This window comes from Lampropedia aestuarii, from assembly GCF_004803635.1.
GTDB lineage: Bacteria > Pseudomonadota > Gammaproteobacteria > Burkholderiales > Burkholderiaceae_C > Lampropedia > Lampropedia aestuarii.
Genome location: NZ_SSWX01000010.1, coordinates 110,339 through 127,505 on the forward strand (window position 1 = coordinate 110,339; position 17,167 = coordinate 127,505).

The following is a 17,167-nucleotide window of genomic DNA, read 5'->3' on the forward strand; positions in this document are numbered from 1 at the left end:
TGAGGGGGTGAGGCACTGGAGTGCCTTCTTGGTGTTGTGTCAAAACAGGGGGGCGTGTTGCGCGTGGTGACTTACAAACACTGGGGGTGTATATCTGTCAGCAGCGTCTCTTGTTGGTGCACGGGTTGCAGCCAGGCTTGTACCAGTGGCAGTTCATATGCAAAGAAGTAGCGTGCGCAATCGCGCTTGCCTTGCACAAATGCGGGCGTTGCGCTGGCCTCTTTGGCTGTGTGCGTGTGCACCGCAAGCTCTAGCCATATCCAAGCCAGCGTGACATGGCCGAAGGCTTTGAGGTAATGGCTGGCATTGCTCAGTGCCCGCAGTGCATCGCCGCGACTCCACGCGGCATCTGTTGCTGCTTGCAGCTGCTGTATGGCTGCCTCCAAATCCGCAGCCAAGCCCTGTGTGCTGGGCTGCTGTTGTGCCGCTGTGATGGTCTGGCGCATGGTCGATAGCAGCAATTGCAGCGCTTGTCCTGCTTGCATGCGTACTTTGCGGCCTAATAAGTCAATGGCCTGAATCCCATGGGTGCCTTCATGGATCATATTGAGGCGGTTGTCGCGCCAGTGTTGCTCCACAGGAAAGTCGCGGGTATAGCCATAGCCACCAAGCACCTGAATAGCCAGGCTATTGCCTTCTTGGCACCATTCACTGGGCCAGCTTTTGGCAATCGGGGTGAGAACCTCGAGCAGCAACTTGGCGTTGTCCGCCTCTTGGGGGGTGCCTGTGCGCTGCACATCGATCAATTTGGCGCAATACAGCTGTAGGGCCAGAGCGCCTTCTGCATAGCTTTTTTGAGCAATGAGCATTCGTTTGACATCGGCATGCTCAATGATGGGCACTTGGGGTGCTCGTGTATCTTTTTGCACGTGCTGACCAGCCACCACAGGCCGCCCTTGTGGGCGTTCGCGGGCATAGTCCAGTGATTGCAAATACCCTGCGTAGCCAAGCATGGTGGCGCCAAGCCCGACTTGAATGCGGGCTTCGTTCATCATGTGGAACATGCAATGCAGGCCCGCCCCTAAGGCTCCTACGCGGTACCCAATCGCGCCGCCTGCTTCTCCATAATTGAGCAAGGTGTTGGTGGTGCCGCGGTAGCCCAATTTATGGTTCACGCCAGCGAGCACGATGTCATTGCGCTGCGCGCTCACGTGGCCCTCGGGGCTGACCAAATACTTGGGCACGATAAACAAGGAAATGCCCCCTGTACCGGGAGGCAGGGCGCCTGTTTCGTCGGGGACTTTGGCCAATACGAGGTGGATGATGTTGTCACCCATCGTATGTTCCCCGGCTGAAATCCACATTTTTCGGCCTGTAATCCGGTAGCGTGGCCCTAGCGGGTCGTCGCAGTGATCCTGGCCATCCGCAATGGCGCGCGTCGTGATGTCCGACAGGCTCGAGCCCGCTTGTGGCTCACTCAGGTTCATGGTGCCAAAGAACCGTCCCTGTAGCTGTGGCAGGGCAAACACCTTCTTTTGTGTTTCGGTGCCGTGCACCATCAGCAAGCCTGCATTCGCGGCCGTGAGCATCGAGTAGGCTTTCAGCGCAATACTGGCTGCAGACACCATGCTGTTGGCCGCCATCTCAACCACACAAGGCAGTTGCATGCCGCCCACGTCAAAGTCGTGTGATGCAGCCAGCATGCCAGACTCGGCATACGCAGTGCAGGCTTGTGATGTGCAGTCTGGCAGGCGCAGCTCAGGCACTGCGTGCTGTGTGTCCAAGCAGGGCTCTTGGGTGTCTACCAGGCGATTAAATGGCTCGAATTTTTCTGCAGCCAAACGCTCGCACAGGGCGAGGACGGCGCTGTAGGTGTCTTTGTCGTGGCTGGCATAGCGCGGGTAGGCGCTGAGTTGCTCGATGGCCAGCCAGTCGTAGAGCAAAAAGTCCAGTGTTTGCCGAATGCTGCTGTAATTGAGCTTCATGTCAGGCCACCTCAAACAAGGCTGCTGCGCCCATACCGCCGCCTACACACATCGTGGTGACGACATAACGAGCGCCACGCCGCTGGCCTTCAAGCAGCGCGTGGCCAACAATGCGTGCACCGGTCATGCCGTAGGGGTGGCCTATCGAAATGCCGCCACCATTGACGTTGTATTTGGCCGGGTCGATGCCTAAAAAATCGCGGCAGTAGATGGCTTGGCAGGCAAACGCTTCGTTGAGCTCCCAGAGGTCGATGTCGTCAATGCGCAGGCCGTGGCTCTTCAACAGTTTAGGGATGGCGTAAATTGGGCCAATGCCCATTTCTTCAGGCGCACAACCGGCGACCGCCATGCCCCGGTAAGTACCCAGAACGGACAAGCCGCGGCGTTGGGCCAGTTGTGCATCCATCACTACACAGGCCGAGGCCCCATCCGAGAGCTGGCTGGCATTGCCAGCGGTAATGACGCCGCCTTCGATCACCGGTTTGAGCGCTGCCAGACCTTCCAGTGTGGTGTCAGGGCGATTGCCTTCATCGTGCGCGAGAGTCACGGCGTGGTAGCTGAGCGCTTGAGTGGCCTTGTCCACGACAGCCATTTGGGTGCTAAAGGGCACAATCTCTTGATCAAAGCGCCCTGCAGCTTGTGCTTGCGCGGTGCGTTGCTGGGACGCGAGCGCATAAGCATCTTGCGCTTGGCGGCTGATGCCATATTTTTTCGCCACAAATTCTGCGGTTTGCAGCATTGGCATATACGCGTGTGCGGCATGCGCGATGACACGCGGGTCCTGCTCTTTGGCGACCCAGCTCATGTAGTTGTTCTGAACCGCTGTGATGTTGTCCGTGCCACCAGCGACGACCACTTGCATGCCATCGACGATGACTTGTTTGGCTGCTGTGGCAATCGCCATGAGTCCTGAAGCACATTGGCGGTCCATGGTTTGGCCGGCCACCGTGTTGGGCAAGCCCGCTGCCAATAAAGCATTGCGCGCCAGATTCATGCCCGCTGTGCCGGCAGACAGAACACACCCGATAACGACATCGTCAATTTCAGCGCCATCAACGCCTGCGCGCTGCACAGCGTGTTCGATGGCATGCCCCATCATGGTGGGCGAGAGGGTGTGGTTCAGTGCCCCTTTGTAGGCGCGGCCAATCCCAGTGCGGGCAGTAGAAACAATGACAGCTTCTTTCATACGAATACTTTCCCAATCGATGTGTTGCAGTTAAACCAAGTTGTGGCTGGCAAAGCTGTGTTGCTGTTGTGCCAAGCGCTGTAGAAGTGGCGATATGTCCCAATAGCCATAGGGGTTGCCGCGGCTGCGGGCGTAGTGCTCAAGCTGCTGGACAATGTGTGCAAGGCCGCGCTGCTCAGCCAAGAACATGGGGCCACCCTGATAATCTGGAAATCCGTAGCCGGCTGTCCACACCACATCAATGTCGCTGGCGCGGTAAGCAATGCCTTCTTCCAAGATCTTGCAGCCCTCATTGATCAAGGGATAGAGCAGTCGCTCGGTGATTTCTTGCTCTGAGATGTCGTTGCGCTTTGCAATGCCATGCGCGCGTGCCACTTCCGCTGCAATGCGCTCAGTCTCTGGATCTGGGTGGGCGGTACGGCCGTCATAGCGGTAGTAACCGCTGCCTGTTTTTTGTCCAAAGCGGCCTAATGCAAACATTTTCTGCACCACCGCTCTGTAGCTGGGGTCTGGTGGCAGGCCGCCCGCTTTGCCGTATTCGATGACTGTTTTGGCGCCCACATCAATGCCTGCCATATCCAGCATGCGGCAAGGGCCCATGGCCATGCCCAATGCCTGTACTGCATTGTCGATTTGTGCGGGAGTAGCCCCTTCCATGAGCAAAAACTCGGTCTCTCGCATATAGACTTCAGCCATGCGGTTGCCAATAAAACCGTAGCACACGCCTGAAACGACAGCGGTTTTGCCGATTTTCTTGGCCAGATCCATGACAGTTTTCAGCACGGCTGGTGCGGTGTGCTCCCCACGGACGACCTCTAGCAGCTTCATGATGTGCGCAGGGCTGAAGAAGTGCATGCCAATCACTTGGCCAGGTCGCCCTGTGGCTTGCGCGAGCACATCGACATCCAAAGTCGAGGTGTTGCTGGCAATGATGGCCGATGGCTTGCAAATGTGGCCCAAGCGTTGGCAGACTTGTTGCTTGAGTGCCATGTTCTCAAACACGGCCTCAATCACCAAGTCGCACTCGGCCAATGCCGTATCGTCTAGCGAGGTGGTCAACCGCTGGAGGATGGCTTGGGCTTGTTCTGCACTCAAACGGCCTTTGGCGACATTGGAGGCATAGGTTGACTCAATCAGCCCAATGCCGCGTTGCAGCCCTTCTGCAGTGGCATCGACCAGTACGGTTGGAATGCCGGCATTCAGGAAGCACATGGCAATGCCCGTGCCCATGGTGCCTGCGCCTAAGATGCCGACTGTCTCAACTGCGAGGCCAGAGGTCGACGTGGCATTTTGCGGTAATTTGGCCGCCACACGTTGCGCAAAAAACAAATGCCGCAGTGCCCGTGAAGCGGGGCTGTTGAGCAGTGTTTTGAAGGCGTTTGCTTCTACTGCAGCACCCGTTTCAAAGTCTTCGCTGACCGCCGCTTGCACACAAGCCACGATCGCTTGTTTGGCAGGGTAGTGCGGCTGTTGTTGCGCTTGGCTCAACGCAGTCTCGATGGCGCTGGCATGCACTTGGTCTGGCATGCGCACTTGGCTGAGGCGACGGGGCGGTGCGTTGTGCGCTAGCAGCTCGCTGGTGTAGGCCATCCCTATGTCGAGTGGTGTGCCGTCTCTGATGGCATCGACCAGCGCGCAGGATAGGGCCTCTTGTGTGTCGATCATTTTGCCGCTGAGCATGATCTCCAGCGCAGGTCCGGCGCCGATCAGGCGCGGCAGGCGCTGGGTTCCCAAAGAACCGGGCAGAAGTCCTAGTTTGACTTCTGGCAAGCCAACACGCGTGCCGCTTTGGGCCACGCGGTAGTGGCAAGCCAGGGCAAGCTCTAGCCCGCCACCCAGCGCAGTGCCGTGCAAGGCGGCTACGACCAGTCTAGGCTGGGCTTCAAGGCGTGCAAGCGTGGCATTGAACGCACTGGCGTCGAACGCAGGATCGTCAAATAAGGTGATATCAGCACCGGCGACAAATGTCTTGCCTGCGCAGTAAATCAGGAGTGCGTGCAGACTGGGGTCCGCTTCAAATTGGGCCAGGCCATCGGCTAGCCCATGCATGACATGGTGCGAAAGTGCGTTGACCGGTGGGTTGGCAATGCAAATGCGGCCAATGCCGTTTGCGCTATCGAAAGTGACGGTGTGCATAGCGTTTCAATACAGTAGGTAAAAGATACGGCGCACCAAGCCTGCCGCAGGCAGGTGCGACAGGTGGGGCTGGTGGAGTGGGCTGCGCGCGTGCGCCTAATTCAGCAGGTTTTCTCGTAAAACCCGCTTGAGCACTTTGCCGTTGGCATTGCGCGGTAAAGCGCAGCGAGCCCATGTGATGGACTCGGGCACCTTGTAGTCGGTGAGGGTTTGGGCGCAATGGGCACGCAGGGCCTGCGTGTCCTCAGCCAAGGTAGGCGCATAGACCACTGCATGAACACGCTCACCCAGCACAGGGCAAGGCTTGCCGATGATGGCAGCCTCAACGACACCTGGATAGGCCATCAAGCGGTCTTCGACTTCTAGCGAGTAGATCTTGAAGCCACCGCGGCTGAGCATGTCTTTTTTGCGATCGACCAAATACAAGAAACCATCGCCATCGACATATCCGATATCACCGGAATGCCAATATCCAGCCGTGAAGGATTCTTGGCTCGCTGTTGGGTTGTCCCAATAGCCTGGAATGGTGGAGGGGCCTCCGATCCATAGCTCCCCAGTCTCACCGTGAGGCACTTCGACACCGTGCTCGTCCATGATTCGAACGTCCACGCAGGGCAAGGCAGCCCCGATGCTGCTGGCATGTTCGATGTCTGAGGCAATTGGAGAAATCGATGTCGGGCCGCAGGCCTCGGTGGCCCCATACGCATTAAACAGGCCTAAATTGGGAAGGGCTTGTGCAAGTGCTTCAATCGCTGCTACCGCCATAGGGGCGCCGCCATAACCACCGACTCTCCAGTGGCTTAAGTCGCGTTGCTTGAGTTCTGGGCTGAGCAGGCACAGGTTGTACATAGCCGGCACCAGCAAAGCGTAAGTGATGGCTTCACGCTCCATGAAGTGCAGAAAAGCATCGGCTTTAAAAGCTGGGGCAATCACGCAGGTCGCACCGACGCTGAAAGTGGTGAGCAGCACGGTCACTAAGCCTGTCACGTGGCTGATAGGCACACTCAGTGCCGCACGGTCATTGCTGGAGAGTTGCAGTGCCATTTCCAAATGGCGCACTGAGTGTGCGACATTGAAATGGGTGAGCATGGCGCCCTTGGGGTTGCCGGTTGTCCCGGATGTGTACAGGAGGATCGCTGTTTGCTGCTCTTGGACTGCCGCTGGTGGCAGGGGTTGCGAAGGCAGGGGTGCTTGCAAAAGCGAGTCGAGGTTTTCAAAAGGGGCCAAGCAACCATGCACTACGCGCAACGCCAGCCCAGGAACTTGTTCCGGCGTGGGCAATTGCAGATGCAATGCCGCATCAAAAATCAGGCCTTTGGCTGAGCACTGATTGAGCATATAGGCCAGCCCAGCGGATTGTTCGCGTGTGCCAATCGGTACGGCGATGGCGCCCAGTCGCTGAAGCGCCAAGAAGCTAAACACGAAGGCAGCATGGTTGTCCATGTATAGCGCGACGCGGTCACCTGGCTCGATGCCCCTGCGATGCAAGCCAAAAGCGATCGCTTGTATTTGCTGGTCTGCTTGCGCATAACTCCAGCGCTCTTGCCCGTGCACTAGCGCGGTATGCTGTGGTCTTTGGTCGACCCAGCGCTGCCACAGGGTATAGATGCTTTTGGGGCGATCCTCAAAGCAGTTGATGACTCTGTCGCCAAACAAGGCCTCACGGCGAATCGTTGGCAAAAGAGGGGATTGCCAGTGCTTCATAGTGTCTCCGATTGGTGAATTTTGATGGATAGCTCTTTGGCTATTTGTGGTGCATCGCAACAGCCCAGATGGTTGGCCTGCTGATCGTCTTAGCCCTGTACGAACGGGTGGCCACGAACTGGTGGCCGCATTGAGCAATCACTGCGCGGCACGGCATCCTGGGCATGGCGGTAATGGGGTGTTGGCCACCGTGGCATGTAGGCGCACAACATCGGCTTACAGCTCGAACTGGATGGGCGCGCGCATGTCCAAGCCCGCCATTTGGAAGCCCCGTTGAAAATCGACCATGTGCTTGTGCATCCACTCCACGGCCACCTCGGCGTTGCCTTGGCTCAGGCCTTGTGTGATGTGTCGGTGTGCAGACAGAACGCGCGATTTGGACTGGGGGATCTGCGCATAAATGCGCAATAGCGTGGGCTTGTAGAGCAAGCTAATGGGCTCTCGGGCCAGCATTAAAGGTCTGTTATGACTGGCTGCACCAACAAGCGCATGGAACTCCACATCGAGCGCGACCAGCGCGGCCAATTCCGACTCAGGTTGCGCGTGGGGCAGTGTCATGGCTGCTGTGGCCTCAATATTGGCCTGCAAACGCGCGATATCTTCAGCCTGGGCATTTTGCGCTGCCAAACGCGCCGCCAAAGGCTCCAAAGTGATTGCTGTATCCCACAGTTCCTGAAAGGTTGTCTGTTGCAGCATCAACACCCGCGTAGCGCGTGAAGCCAGATCGAACAGTCCCGGCAGACAGACAAACAGGCGCCGACCTTCGCGGCGCTCCAACATCCCCTCTTGCTCGATCAGGCGAATGGCTTCGCGCACGGTCGACCGATTCACGCCAAAGCTCTCAGACAGCTCTTGCTCAGTGGGCAGAGGATCACCTGGTTTGAGCTCTGCGCTCATGATCAGGCGTTCAATTTCTTCGGCCACGACTTTATAAGCGGGGGCCGAGCGAATGCGTTTGAACAGACCCGATCCTGAGTGGCGTTCGGTTTCGGTACTTGGTGGATCAGTAGGGTGCTTATGCATAGTGGGGCGCTTGGTTATGTTTGTCATAATGTCGGACAAATGGACTTTGTGTGATGGAGTTAACCCTATGTGCGGAATCTGGCTAGCGCTTGCTTGAGTCTTGCACCAGGGCATTAAAAAAGCGCCTCAATGAGGCGCTTTGGTTACAGGTGAAGGCCTGCCGCTGGGAATTAACGCTCAGCGATTGGCTTGACGTCGCGTGGGGTATTGCCCACGAACAATTGGCGTGGACGGCCGATTTTGTACTCTGGATCAGAGATCATTTCGTTCAACTGGGCGATCCAGCCGACGGTACGGGCCAGAGCGAAGATGCCGGTGAACAGGTTCACTGGAATGCCAATGGCGCGTTGCACGATGCCGGAGTAGAAGTCGACGTTCGGGTACAGCTTGCGTTGTACGAAGTAGTCGTCTTCCAGAGCGATTTTCTCCAGTTTCTTGGCCAGTGCGAACAGAGGGTCGTTTTCCAGGCCCAGCTCGGCCAGCACTTCGTTGCAAGTTTCTTGCATCAGCTTGGCGCGTGGATCGTAGTTTTTGTAGACGCGGTGGCCAAAGCCCATCAGCTTGACGCCGGAGTTTTTGTCTTTGACTTGTTCCATGAACTCGCCCACTTTTTCAATGCCGCCGTTGGCTTGAATGTGCTCGAGCATGTTCAGGCAGGCTTCGTTGGCGCCGCCGTGTGCGGGGCCCCACAGGCAAGCCACACCCGCTGCAATGGCAGCGAATGGGTTGGTGCCTGACGAGCCGCACAGACGCACGGTGGATGTGGACGCGTTTTGCTCGTGGTCTGCGTGCAGCGTGAAGATGCGGTCCATCGCACGCTCAAGCACTGGGTTGACGACGTACTCTTCGCATGGGTTGCCGAACATCATGCGCAGGAAGTTGCCTGCGTAGCTCAGGTCATTCTGAGGGTACATATAAGGCGCGCCGATGCCGTATTTGTAGGCCATCGCAACCAAAGTAGGCATTTTGGCGATCAGACGGATCGCAGCAATATTGCGGTGCTCTGGATTGTTGATGTCGGTGCTGTCATGGTAGAACGCAGACATGCCACCAACCAGGCCCGTCAGAATGGCCATTGGGTGGGCGTCACGGCGAAAGCCTCGCAGGAAGAACTGCATTTGCTCGTTGACCATGGTGTGGCGGGTCACGCGCTGGTCAAAGTCGGCTTTTTGCGCAGCGTTTGGCAGCTCGCCATTGAGCAGCAAGTAGCAAGTCTCCAGGTAGTCGGTGTTGACCGCCAATTGCTCGATCGGGTAGCCACGGTACAGCAGCTCGCCTTTGTCGCCATCGATGTAGGTGATGGCCGACTGGCACGATGCAGTGGAGAGAAAGCCCGGGTCATAGGTAAACATCCCGGTTTGGCCGTAGAGCTTGCGGATATCGATGACATCTGGCCCCACAGAGCCTTCGTAGACTGGAAGCTCAACCGCTGGTTTGCCATTGGAGAATGACAGGGTTGCTTTGTTGTCAGACAGTTTCATATTTACCTTCCTTGGATGGAGCCGGGTGCCTTGCTATCTCTGTATTGGAGGTGTTAAGGCTGGATTGTCGAAATGAACTTTGCAGTGTTTGATTGGCTTGGCGGTACAGCTAAAGGCGAAGGCTTCAGTTGTATGGAGCGGGGCGAATCAATTCCAGTACATTGTGGATTTCGGGGGTGTCAAGATCCCCTTGCGGTTCTTTGCGACGCAAGAGCAAGTCCAGCAGATCGTTGTCTGCCAGATTCATCAATGTGGTCATGGCTTTGCCTTGCGCAACGCTCAGCGATGGCCCATGGACATTGAAGAATTTCTCAATGAATAAGTCATTTTCCAGCAGCCCTCTGCGAGAGCGCCATTGCAACTGGCGTAGTTGCAGCTCGGACATCAGCTGCTGCTCTGTCCCGGAGTTCTCAGCGGTCATAGTGACAAGTCAAAAGGGCGTGATGAACAATGTATCAAACTGGCGTATGGCAGAGATATGCCATGCGCCTCGAGTCGAAGCGAGACCAAAACGAGGGCATCAGCGCCTTGAGCGGCTGCCATGCAGCAAGCCACTCAGGTCAGCAGCCCCAGTTGGGTATTAGATCGCGCGGCGCACCATCAGCTCTTTGATCTTGCCGATCGCACGGGTCGGGTTCAAACCTTTAGGGCAGACATCGACGCAGTTCATGATGGTGTGGCAGCGGAACAAGCGGTACGGATCTTCCAGGTTGTCCAGACGCTCACCAGTGGCATCATCGCGGCTGTCAGCGATGAAGCGGTAGGCTTGCAGCAGGCCTGCTGGACCAACGAACTTGTCTGGGTTCCACCAGAACGACGGGCAGCTGGTCGAGCAGCTGGCGCACAAAATGCACTCGTACAGACCGTTGAGCTCTTCGCGCTCTTCAGGCGACTGCAGGCGCTCGCGCTCAGGTGCCAGGCTTTCGTTTTGCAGGTATGGCTTGATGCTGTTGTACTGCTTGAAGAACTGGGTCATGTCCACGATCAAATCGCGAATCACTGGCAGGCCCGGCAGCGGCTTGAGAACAATCGTCCCTTTGAGGGTGTTCATGTTGGTCAAGCAGGCCAGACCGTTTTTGCCATTGATGTTCATCGCATCCGAGCCGCACACGCCTTCGCGGCAGGAGCGGCGGAACGCAATCGCTGGATCCTTGGCTTTGAGTTTGACCAGTGCATCGAGCAGCATGCGTTCATGGCCGTCGAGCTCCACTTCCACTTCCTGCATATAAGGCTTGGCATCCTTATCAGGATCGTAGCGATAGATTTGAAATTTGCGGATTGTCATGGTGTTTTACTCTCTCGTGAGGCTTGCAAGCAGCAGGGGATTAGAAGGTACGGACTTTAGGCGGAACGCTGTCCACGGTCAGTGGCTTGAGGTTCACTGGCTTGTAATCCAGGCTGTTGTTTGCGCTGTACCAGAGGGTGTGTTTGAGCCATTCCTTGTCGTTACGGCCCAGTGGGAATTCTGGGTGGTCGGCTGGGTGCTCGTAGTCGTACACGGTGTGGGCGCCGCGGCATTCACGGCGCGCAGCAGCGGAGGTCATCGTGGCTTGCGCCACTTCGATCAGGTTGTCCACTTCCAGCGCTTCCATGCGGGCGGTGTTCCACACTTTGGATTTGTCCTTGAGCGTGACTTCACCGACTTTTTCGCGGATCGCATTGATTTTGACCACGCCTTCGTCCATGCCTTGCTGGGTGCGGAACACGCCAGCGTGTTGCTGCATGCTTTGGCGGATTTCGTTGGCAATGTCTTGCGAGTAAATGCCAGAGTTGGACTCTTGCAGGCGGTTCAAACGCGCCAAGGTGCGCTCTGCCGCATCAGCCGGCAGTGGCTTGTGACTTGGCTGTGCCTGCACGGTTTTGACAATGTGCTTGCCAGCGGCCTTGCCAAAAACCAGCAAGTCCAGGAGCGAGTTCGTGCCCAAGCGGTTGGCGCCGTGCACGGAAACGCAAGAGCACTCACCCACTGCGTACAAGCCGTTGACCACTTCAGAGTTGTTGGTCTCGGTTTTGACGACAACCTGGCCGTTGATATTGGTTGGGATGCCGCCCATTTGGTAATGGATGGTTGGCACGACTGGAATTGGCACCTTGGTGATGTCGACGTTGGCAAAGTTGTGGCCAATTTCTTCCACTGATGGCAAACGCTTGCGGATGGTGTCTGCCCCCAGGTGGGTCATGTCCATCAGGATGTAGTCCTTGTTTGGACCGCAGCCACGGCCTTCCTTGATTTCCTGGTCCATCGAGCGCGAGACGAAGTCGCGTGGGGCCAAATCCTTCAAAGTTGGCGCATAGCGCTCCATGAAGCGCTCGCCTTCGCTGTTGCGCAAAATAGCGCCTTCACCACGGCAGCCTTCGGTCAGCAACACGCCCGCGCCGGCGACGCCGGTTGGGTGGAACTGCCAGAATTCCATGTCTTGCAGTGGGATGCCAGCACGCGCTGCCATGCCCAGGCCGTCGCCCGTGTTGATAAAGGCATTGGTGGAAGCGGCAAAAATACGACCCGCACCACCTGTGGCCAGCAGCACGACTTTGGCTTGCAGGATGTACAGCTCACCGGTTTCCAGCTCCAGTGCGGTCACGCCGACGACGTCGCCTTGCTCATCACGGATCAGATCCAGCGCCATCCACTCGACAAAGAAGTTGGTTTTTTCCTTGACGTTTTGCTGGTAGAGCGTGTGCAGCATCGCGTGGCCAGTACGGTCAGCCGCAGCGCACGCGCGTTGCACGGGTTTCTCACCGTAGTTGGCGGTGTGACCACCAAATGGACGCTGGTAAATCGTGCCATCTGGGTTGCGGTCAAACGGCATGCCATAGTGTTCCAGCTCGATCACGACGTTCGGTGCTTCGCGGCACATGAACTCAATCGCGTCCTGGTCACCCAGCCAGTCCGAGCCCTTGATGGTGTCGTAGAAATGGTAGTGCCAGTTGTCTTCGCTCATATTGCCCAGCGAGGCAGACACGCCGCCTTGGGCTGCAACCGTGTGCGAGCGGGTTGGGAATACCTTGGAGAGCGAGGCGACCGACAGGCCGGCCTTGGACAACTCCAGCGCAGCGCGCAAGCCGGAGCCACCCGCGCCAATGATGACGGCGTCGAATTTGCGGGTGATGATGTTTTCTTTGGTGTAGCTCATGGTGTTAGAACAATCTCTTGGTCTTCTCAAAGTGGGGCGGTATGGGAGGCGCGCAGCAGGCCAATCCTGGAGACTGGCGGTTGCGCAGCTTGGACTGATCTGCGCTTAAATGCGCCAGAGCGTCTGGAATGCCCAGCCCGCGCAGCCAATTAACCAGACGATGGTAACCACATCGAGCGTCAAGCGCAGACCGGCGGCTGGCACATAGTCCATCCAGACGTCGCGCACGCCAACCCAGGCGTGCCACAGCACGGCCACAATCGTCACAAAGCTGAATAAGCGCATCCACTGCGCATTGAAGATGCTTTGCCAGGCAGCGTAATCGATCTGGCCTTTGGTCAGGCAGATTTGCGCAATCAAGGCCAGCGTGAACAAAACAATCAGCACGGCTGTAACGCGCTGAACCAGCCAGTCGCGGATACCGTAATGGGCACCTACCACGACACGTTTGGATCCGTAATTAGTCGACATAAAGAACTCCTTGCGAGCGTGAATTAGTAGAGGCCAAAGATTTTGGCGCCGAAAACAGCCGTCAGACCCAAGCTGAATACAAACGAGCCAATCGCGGACTTACGGCCGAACTCTTTGTTCACCGCATGGTGGTTCACATCCATGTACAAATGGCGCACGCCTGCGCACAAATGGTGCAAGAACGCCCAAACCAACACCAGAACACCCAATTTCACCAGGAAGCCTGGGAAAATCCACAGGCCGTCGCGGAAAATGCTGGTGGCTGTGGCGAAGTCCTGCGGCGAGCGCAGCGACATGTCAAACGCCCACAGCAAAAAAGGCAGCAGCACAAACATGATGATGCCGCTGATACGGTGCAGGATCGACAAAACACCTGCAATAGGTAAACGGTAAGTGCGCACATCATTGAAGATATTGATGTTGCGAAACTCAGGCCTTTTCTTTGTAGTTTCATTCATGGGGTTGGGCTTTCAGTGCGGGAAATCGGTTGGCTGAGCCATCAGGACAAACGGTCGGATTCTAGACTCTTTGACTCAATTTGAAATTGACTTGTGACATTTGTGACCCTAATTGAGTCTGGCAATCTAGAGTTGACTTCAGAAAAAAACTGTAGGTATATGTTTTTTTTGAAGTTCTTTGGTTTGCTAAGTCATGGGCGGAAAGTGCAAAAAAATCTTCATGGACGCTTTTGGACTGGATGGACGGTATTGTTTAATTCAATTCGTTCAAATAATGGTGCGTGTCGGTGCGGTAGAGGCCTCGGCGCAACTCCATGGGCGTGTCGTTGTAGGTGTAGGTCACCCGCTCGACCGATAGCAGCGGAGTTGTGCTGTCCACATGCAGCAGTTGCGCAGCCTCTGCATCGGGGGGCAGGATGGCTTTGAGTTTTTCCACGGCACGCACCATGCGCACGCCAAACTCTTTTTCTAGCAAAGCATAGGTCGGGCCTTGGTAGTGGGTGATTTGCTCGGCCGTGATGCCTTTGAAGGCGTGGCCGGGCAGCCAGATATCCTCTAGCACGGCAGGGGTGCTTTGCATCGACAGTGTGCGGCGAATATGGATTATCGCATCGCCGCTGCGCAGACCAATTTGCGCGCCCAGTTCTGCCGAAGCGCGAATGCGCTTGCAAAACAGAATATGGCGCTGGGCTGGGCCTTCTTCGTCAAGACCGCCCGCGTCTGGGCGCAAGCGCAGAAAACGGTACTGCACATGGCGCTCGGAGTGGGTCGCCACAAAAGTGCCTTTGCCTTGCTTGCGGATGAGCAGATTCTCGGCCGCCAGCTCATCGATGGCTTTGCGCACGGTGCCTTGGCTGACCCGCAATTGCTGCGACAAGTCCATCTCGCTGGGGATGGCCTCGCCAGGCTGCCATTGACCGGCCTCAAGCTTTTGCAGCAGCAAACCCTTGATCTGGCGGTATAAGGGGCTAAACGAAGGCGGCGCCAGGGCAATGCTACTGGCGTTGTCTTCGTTGGTTTTGCCTGTTCCGTTGAGATCGGTCATGTGGGGTTATCAATGCTCAAGGCCCGGCGCAAAGCCTGGCTCTGTGAAGTGCTGTGGGTCGTGAGGCGGATAGGGACAACTGGTGGTTCTAGTGCGTCTGAGTGCTGATGAGCGCCAAGATGCAGATGGCCTGAAGCACCCAATCGGCGCCCAGGCTGAGCAATTGCGCTGCATTAAGTTGGCACACCAAAGTGCAGTATCGCACTCTGAAACAGAGGGGTATTGCAGTGTGCGTCGCACCATAGGCAGCAAAATCTGAGGGGATTTTACGCCTTTTGAACGATTGCGACAATATCTTATATAAGACATAAGAATTTATGGCGTGGTGGTTCAAACCCTAGTAAAATCTCCGTGCAAACCTTGCTGACCTGTAGAAATTGCGAAGAGGGTTGTGCTGCGATTGTTCAGCGATTTCAGTTGGAGTTTCTGGTGGGACGTGGTGCGGCACTGCGGAATGCGCGGGTCTTTTTCAATTTCATTCCTGAGTGGAGATAGCTATGAGCAAAAAAGCCGCACGCGTCGCGGTGACCGGTGCAGCCGGCCAAATCGGTTACGCCCTGTTGTTCCGTATCGCTTCCGGCGAGATGCTGGGTAAAGATCAGCCAGTCATTCTGCAATTGCTGGAAATTCCTGACGAAAAAGCCCAGAAAGCGCTGCAAGGCGTGATCATGGAACTGCAAGACTGCGCATTCCCATTGCTCGAAGGCATTGTGGCTTCTGGCGATCCAGAAGTGGCGTTCAAAGATGCGGACTACGCATTGCTGGTCGGTGCCCGTCCACGTGGCCCAGGCATGGAGCGTGCTGATCTGTTGGCTGCCAACGCCCAAATCTTCACAGCACAAGGCAAGGCTTTGAATAAAGTTGCCAGCCGTGATGTCAAAGTACTGGTCGTAGGCAACCCAGCCAACACCAATGCCTACATCGCAATGAAGAGCGCACCTGATCTGCCACGTGAGAACTTCACCGCCATGCTGCGACTGGATCACAACCGTGCGGCCAGCCAAATCGCTGACAAAACCGGCGGCAAAGTCGGTGAGATCAAACAACTCACCGTTTGGGGCAACCACTCGCCTACCATGTACGCTGACTACCGTTTTGCGACCATCGGTGGCAAATCGGTCAAAGACACCATCAACGACCAAGAATGGAACGCTAACGTGTTCTTGCCTACCGTGGGCAAGCGCGGCGCGGCCATCATCGAAGCGCGTGGTCTGTCCTCGGCTGCATCGGCTGCCAACGCAGCGATTGACCACATGCGTGACTGGGCCCTGGGCTCACAAGGTGAATGGGTCACGATGGGTGTGCCATCGAATGGCGAATACGGTATTCCAAAAGACGTGGTCTTTGGTTTCCCAGTGACGACTGAAAACGGCAAATACAAAATTGTCGAAGGTCTGGAAATTGACGCGTTCAGCCAAGAGCGCATCAACAAGACCTTGGCCGAGCTCGAAGGCGAGCAAGACGGCGTGAAGCATTTGCTGTAATGCCAACTGGGGCGCCATTGGCGCCCCGTTTTCTTTTTCTCTGTCGTTATTGTTCCCAGTTCCATCGTACATGTCTCTGCCTGTTGACCACCCACGTGCCGTCTTGCTTGGAAGCCAAGCCGGTGCTTTTGTATTGCCTGTGTGCGATCACTACAGTGGAGTGGAAGCGCGTATGCGCAAGAGCCTGCAATTGCAAGCGGAGATGGCGCAAGAGTTCGGCGCTTGTGTGTTTGATGTGACCCTCGATTGCGAGGACGGCGCCGCTGTAGGGGCCGAGCACGAGCACGCCCATCTGGTGGCAGAGTTGGCAGCTGGGGCTGCTGTTGATATGCGGGTTGCCGCGCGATTGCATGCGGTAAACCATGCCGCGTTTGCCGATGATGTGCAAACAATTGTGTCTAAGGCCGGGTCGCGCCTGAGCCACCTGATGATTCCCAAAGTGGAGTCTGTACAAGATATTGTGCGTGCTGCAGCGCTGGTCGATGCAGCAGGCGCACCTGATTTGCCACTGCATGCGCTGATCGAATCGCCGCTGGCCGTGCACCGCGCCTGCGAGATTGCCGCCCATCCGCGCGTGCAGTCACTGAGCTTTGGCTTGATGGATTTTGTCTCTGCCCACGGTGGTGCCATTGGCGCAGAAGCCATGGGAGTTGTGGGCCAGTTCAGTCACCCGGTGGTGGTGCAGGCCAAGTTGGCGATTGCAGCGGCCTGCCATGCGTATGGCAAAACACCCTCGCATTGCGTGGTGACAGAGTTCCAGAATCTGGAGGCGCTCGGTGCCTCAGCGCGTCAGGCCAGCCGGCAGCTGAGCTATACCCGGATGTGGAGCATTCACCCGAGTCAAATTCGGCCCATCTTGGCTGCTTTTTCTCCAGAACCCACAGAAGTTGCGTTGTCTGTGCGCATCATTGAGGCTGCCTTTGCTGCACAATGGGCGCCCATCAGCCACGCAGGGGTCTTGCATGACCGGGCCAGCTACCGTTATTTCTGGCAAGTGCTTGAGCGAGCGTACCGAGTCGGTTGCGACTTGCCAGAGTTTGTCAAAGTATGGCTTGCGCCGCCCCGTGGTTGAGAGATTGATGTTTTTCAAACAACCCCCATCTGTTTCAACTGAAAAGAG

At 56.6% G+C, this 17,167-nt stretch carries 14 protein-coding genes; 2 read left to right on the forward strand and 12 right to left on the reverse strand.

Annotated elements, in window-relative coordinates; translation table 11 throughout:
• Window positions 1–71 precede the first annotated feature (71 nt).
• The 12 genes from E8K88_RS09405 to E8K88_RS09460 form a co-directional block, all read right to left on the reverse strand.
• Entirely contained in the window at window positions 72–1,925 is a 1,854-nt protein-coding gene (locus E8K88_RS09405) for an acyl-CoA dehydrogenase (RefSeq protein ID WP_136406411.1), read from the reverse strand.
• A 1-nt stretch (window position 1,926) separates the two neighbouring features.
• Complete coding sequence (locus tag E8K88_RS09410) at window positions 1,927–3,111, reverse strand: acetyl-CoA C-acyltransferase (protein ID WP_136406412.1); 1,185 nt, start codon at window positions 3,109–3,111, stop codon at window positions 1,927–1,929.
• A 30-nt stretch (window positions 3,112–3,141) separates the two neighbouring features.
• A complete protein-coding gene (locus E8K88_RS09415; RefSeq protein WP_136406413.1) occupies window positions 3,142–5,247 on the reverse strand; it encodes a 3-hydroxyacyl-CoA dehydrogenase NAD-binding domain-containing protein in 2,106 nt (701 codons plus the stop codon).
• A 96-nt stretch (window positions 5,248–5,343) separates the two neighbouring features.
• Window positions 5,344–6,951 carry a class I adenylate-forming enzyme family protein gene (locus E8K88_RS09420; RefSeq protein WP_136406414.1) on the reverse strand — a complete coding sequence of 536 codons (1,608 nt, stop codon included), beginning with the start codon at window positions 6,949–6,951 and terminating at the stop codon, window positions 5,344–5,346.
• Between the two features lie 216 nt (window positions 6,952–7,167).
• Window positions 7,168–7,974, reverse strand: coding sequence for a FadR/GntR family transcriptional regulator (locus tag E8K88_RS09425; protein ID WP_168797294.1), 807 nt, complete (start codon window positions 7,972–7,974; stop codon window positions 7,168–7,170).
• Between the two features lie 170 nt (window positions 7,975–8,144).
• Window positions 8,145–9,455, reverse strand: a complete 1,311-nt coding sequence (locus E8K88_RS09430) for a citrate synthase (RefSeq protein WP_136406416.1) — start codon at window positions 9,453–9,455, stop codon at window positions 8,145–8,147.
• 124 nt (window positions 9,456–9,579) lie between these two features.
• Window positions 9,580–9,876 carry an FAD assembly factor SdhE gene (locus tag E8K88_RS09435; RefSeq protein WP_168797295.1) on the reverse strand — a complete coding sequence of 99 codons (297 nt, stop codon included), beginning with the start codon at window positions 9,874–9,876 and terminating at the stop codon, window positions 9,580–9,582.
• A gap of 159 nt (window positions 9,877–10,035) precedes the next feature.
• On the reverse strand, window positions 10,036–10,740 hold the full coding sequence (locus E8K88_RS09440) for a succinate dehydrogenase iron-sulfur subunit (protein WP_136406417.1): 705 nt from the start codon (window positions 10,738–10,740) through the stop codon (window positions 10,036–10,038).
• A gap of 40 nt (window positions 10,741–10,780) precedes the next feature.
• The gene (gene sdhA / locus E8K88_RS09445; protein WP_136406418.1) at window positions 10,781–12,589 is read right to left on the reverse strand and encodes a succinate dehydrogenase flavoprotein subunit; all 1,809 of its coding nucleotides are present in this window, start codon (window positions 12,587–12,589) and stop codon (window positions 10,781–10,783) included.
• A gap of 105 nt (window positions 12,590–12,694) precedes the next feature.
• Window positions 12,695–13,060 carry a succinate dehydrogenase, hydrophobic membrane anchor protein gene (gene sdhD / locus E8K88_RS09450; RefSeq protein WP_136406419.1) on the reverse strand — a complete coding sequence of 122 codons (366 nt, stop codon included), beginning with the start codon at window positions 13,058–13,060 and terminating at the stop codon, window positions 12,695–12,697.
• A gap of 23 nt (window positions 13,061–13,083) precedes the next feature.
• The gene (gene sdhC, locus E8K88_RS09455; RefSeq protein WP_136406420.1) at window positions 13,084–13,518 is read right to left on the reverse strand and encodes a succinate dehydrogenase, cytochrome b556 subunit; all 435 of its coding nucleotides are present in this window, start codon (window positions 13,516–13,518) and stop codon (window positions 13,084–13,086) included.
• A 253-nt stretch (window positions 13,519–13,771) separates the two neighbouring features.
• Window positions 13,772–14,563, reverse strand: a complete 792-nt coding sequence (locus tag E8K88_RS09460) for a GntR family transcriptional regulator (protein ID WP_136406421.1) — start codon at window positions 14,561–14,563, stop codon at window positions 13,772–13,774.
• Between the two features lie 497 nt (window positions 14,564–15,060).
• On the opposite strand from E8K88_RS09460, the gene E8K88_RS09465 reads away from it, so the two are divergent.
• A complete protein-coding gene (locus E8K88_RS09465; RefSeq protein ID WP_136406422.1) occupies window positions 15,061–16,047 on the forward strand; it encodes a malate dehydrogenase in 987 nt (328 codons plus the stop codon).
• A 70-nt stretch (window positions 16,048–16,117) separates the two neighbouring features.
• Window positions 16,118–17,119 carry an HpcH/HpaI aldolase/citrate lyase family protein gene (locus tag E8K88_RS09470; RefSeq protein ID WP_136406423.1) on the forward strand — a complete coding sequence of 334 codons (1,002 nt, stop codon included), beginning with the start codon at window positions 16,118–16,120 and terminating at the stop codon, window positions 17,117–17,119.
• The last annotated feature ends 48 nt before the right edge of the window (window positions 17,120–17,167 follow it).

Bases quoted from the DNA above. Each gene is read 5' to 3' on its own strand.
- sdhC (WP_136406420.1), bottom strand. From the start codon at position 13,518: ATGAATGAAACTACAAAGAAAAGGCCTGAGTTTCGCAACATCAATATC.
- E8K88_RS09410 (WP_136406412.1), bottom strand. From the start codon at position 3,111: ATGAAAGAAGCTGTCATTGTTTCTACTGCCCGCACTGGGATTGGCCGC.
- sdhA (WP_136406418.1), bottom strand. From the start codon at position 12,589: ATGAGCTACACCAAAGAAAACATCATCACCCGCAAATTCGACGCCGTC.
- E8K88_RS09460 (WP_136406421.1), bottom strand. From the start codon at position 14,563: ATGACCGATCTCAACGGAACAGGCAAAACCAACGAAGACAACGCCAGT.
- E8K88_RS09440 (WP_136406417.1), bottom strand. From the start codon at position 10,740: ATGACAATCCGCAAATTTCAAATCTATCGCTACGATCCTGATAAGGAT.
- E8K88_RS09435 (WP_168797295.1), bottom strand. From the start codon at position 9,876: ATGACCGCTGAGAACTCCGGGACAGAGCAGCAGCTGATGTCCGAGCTG.
- E8K88_RS09470 (WP_136406423.1), top strand. From the start codon at position 16,118: ATGTCTCTGCCTGTTGACCACCCACGTGCCGTCTTGCTTGGAAGCCAA.
- E8K88_RS09420 (WP_136406414.1), bottom strand. From the start codon at position 6,951: ATGAAGCACTGGCAATCCCCTCTTTTGCCAACGATTCGCCGTGAGGCC.
- E8K88_RS09465 (WP_136406422.1), top strand. From the start codon at position 15,061: ATGAGCAAAAAAGCCGCACGCGTCGCGGTGACCGGTGCAGCCGGCCAA.
- E8K88_RS09415 (WP_136406413.1), bottom strand. From the start codon at position 5,247: ATGCACACCGTCACTTTCGATAGCGCAAACGGCATTGGCCGCATTTGC.
- E8K88_RS09425 (WP_168797294.1), bottom strand. From the start codon at position 7,974: ATGCATAAGCACCCTACTGATCCACCAAGTACCGAAACCGAACGCCAC.
- sdhD (WP_136406419.1), bottom strand. From the start codon at position 13,060: ATGTCGACTAATTACGGATCCAAACGTGTCGTGGTAGGTGCCCATTAC.
- E8K88_RS09405 (WP_136406411.1), bottom strand. From the start codon at position 1,925: ATGAAGCTCAATTACAGCAGCATTCGGCAAACACTGGACTTTTTGCTC.
- E8K88_RS09430 (WP_136406416.1), bottom strand. From the start codon at position 9,455: ATGAAACTGTCTGACAACAAAGCAACCCTGTCATTCTCCAATGGCAAA.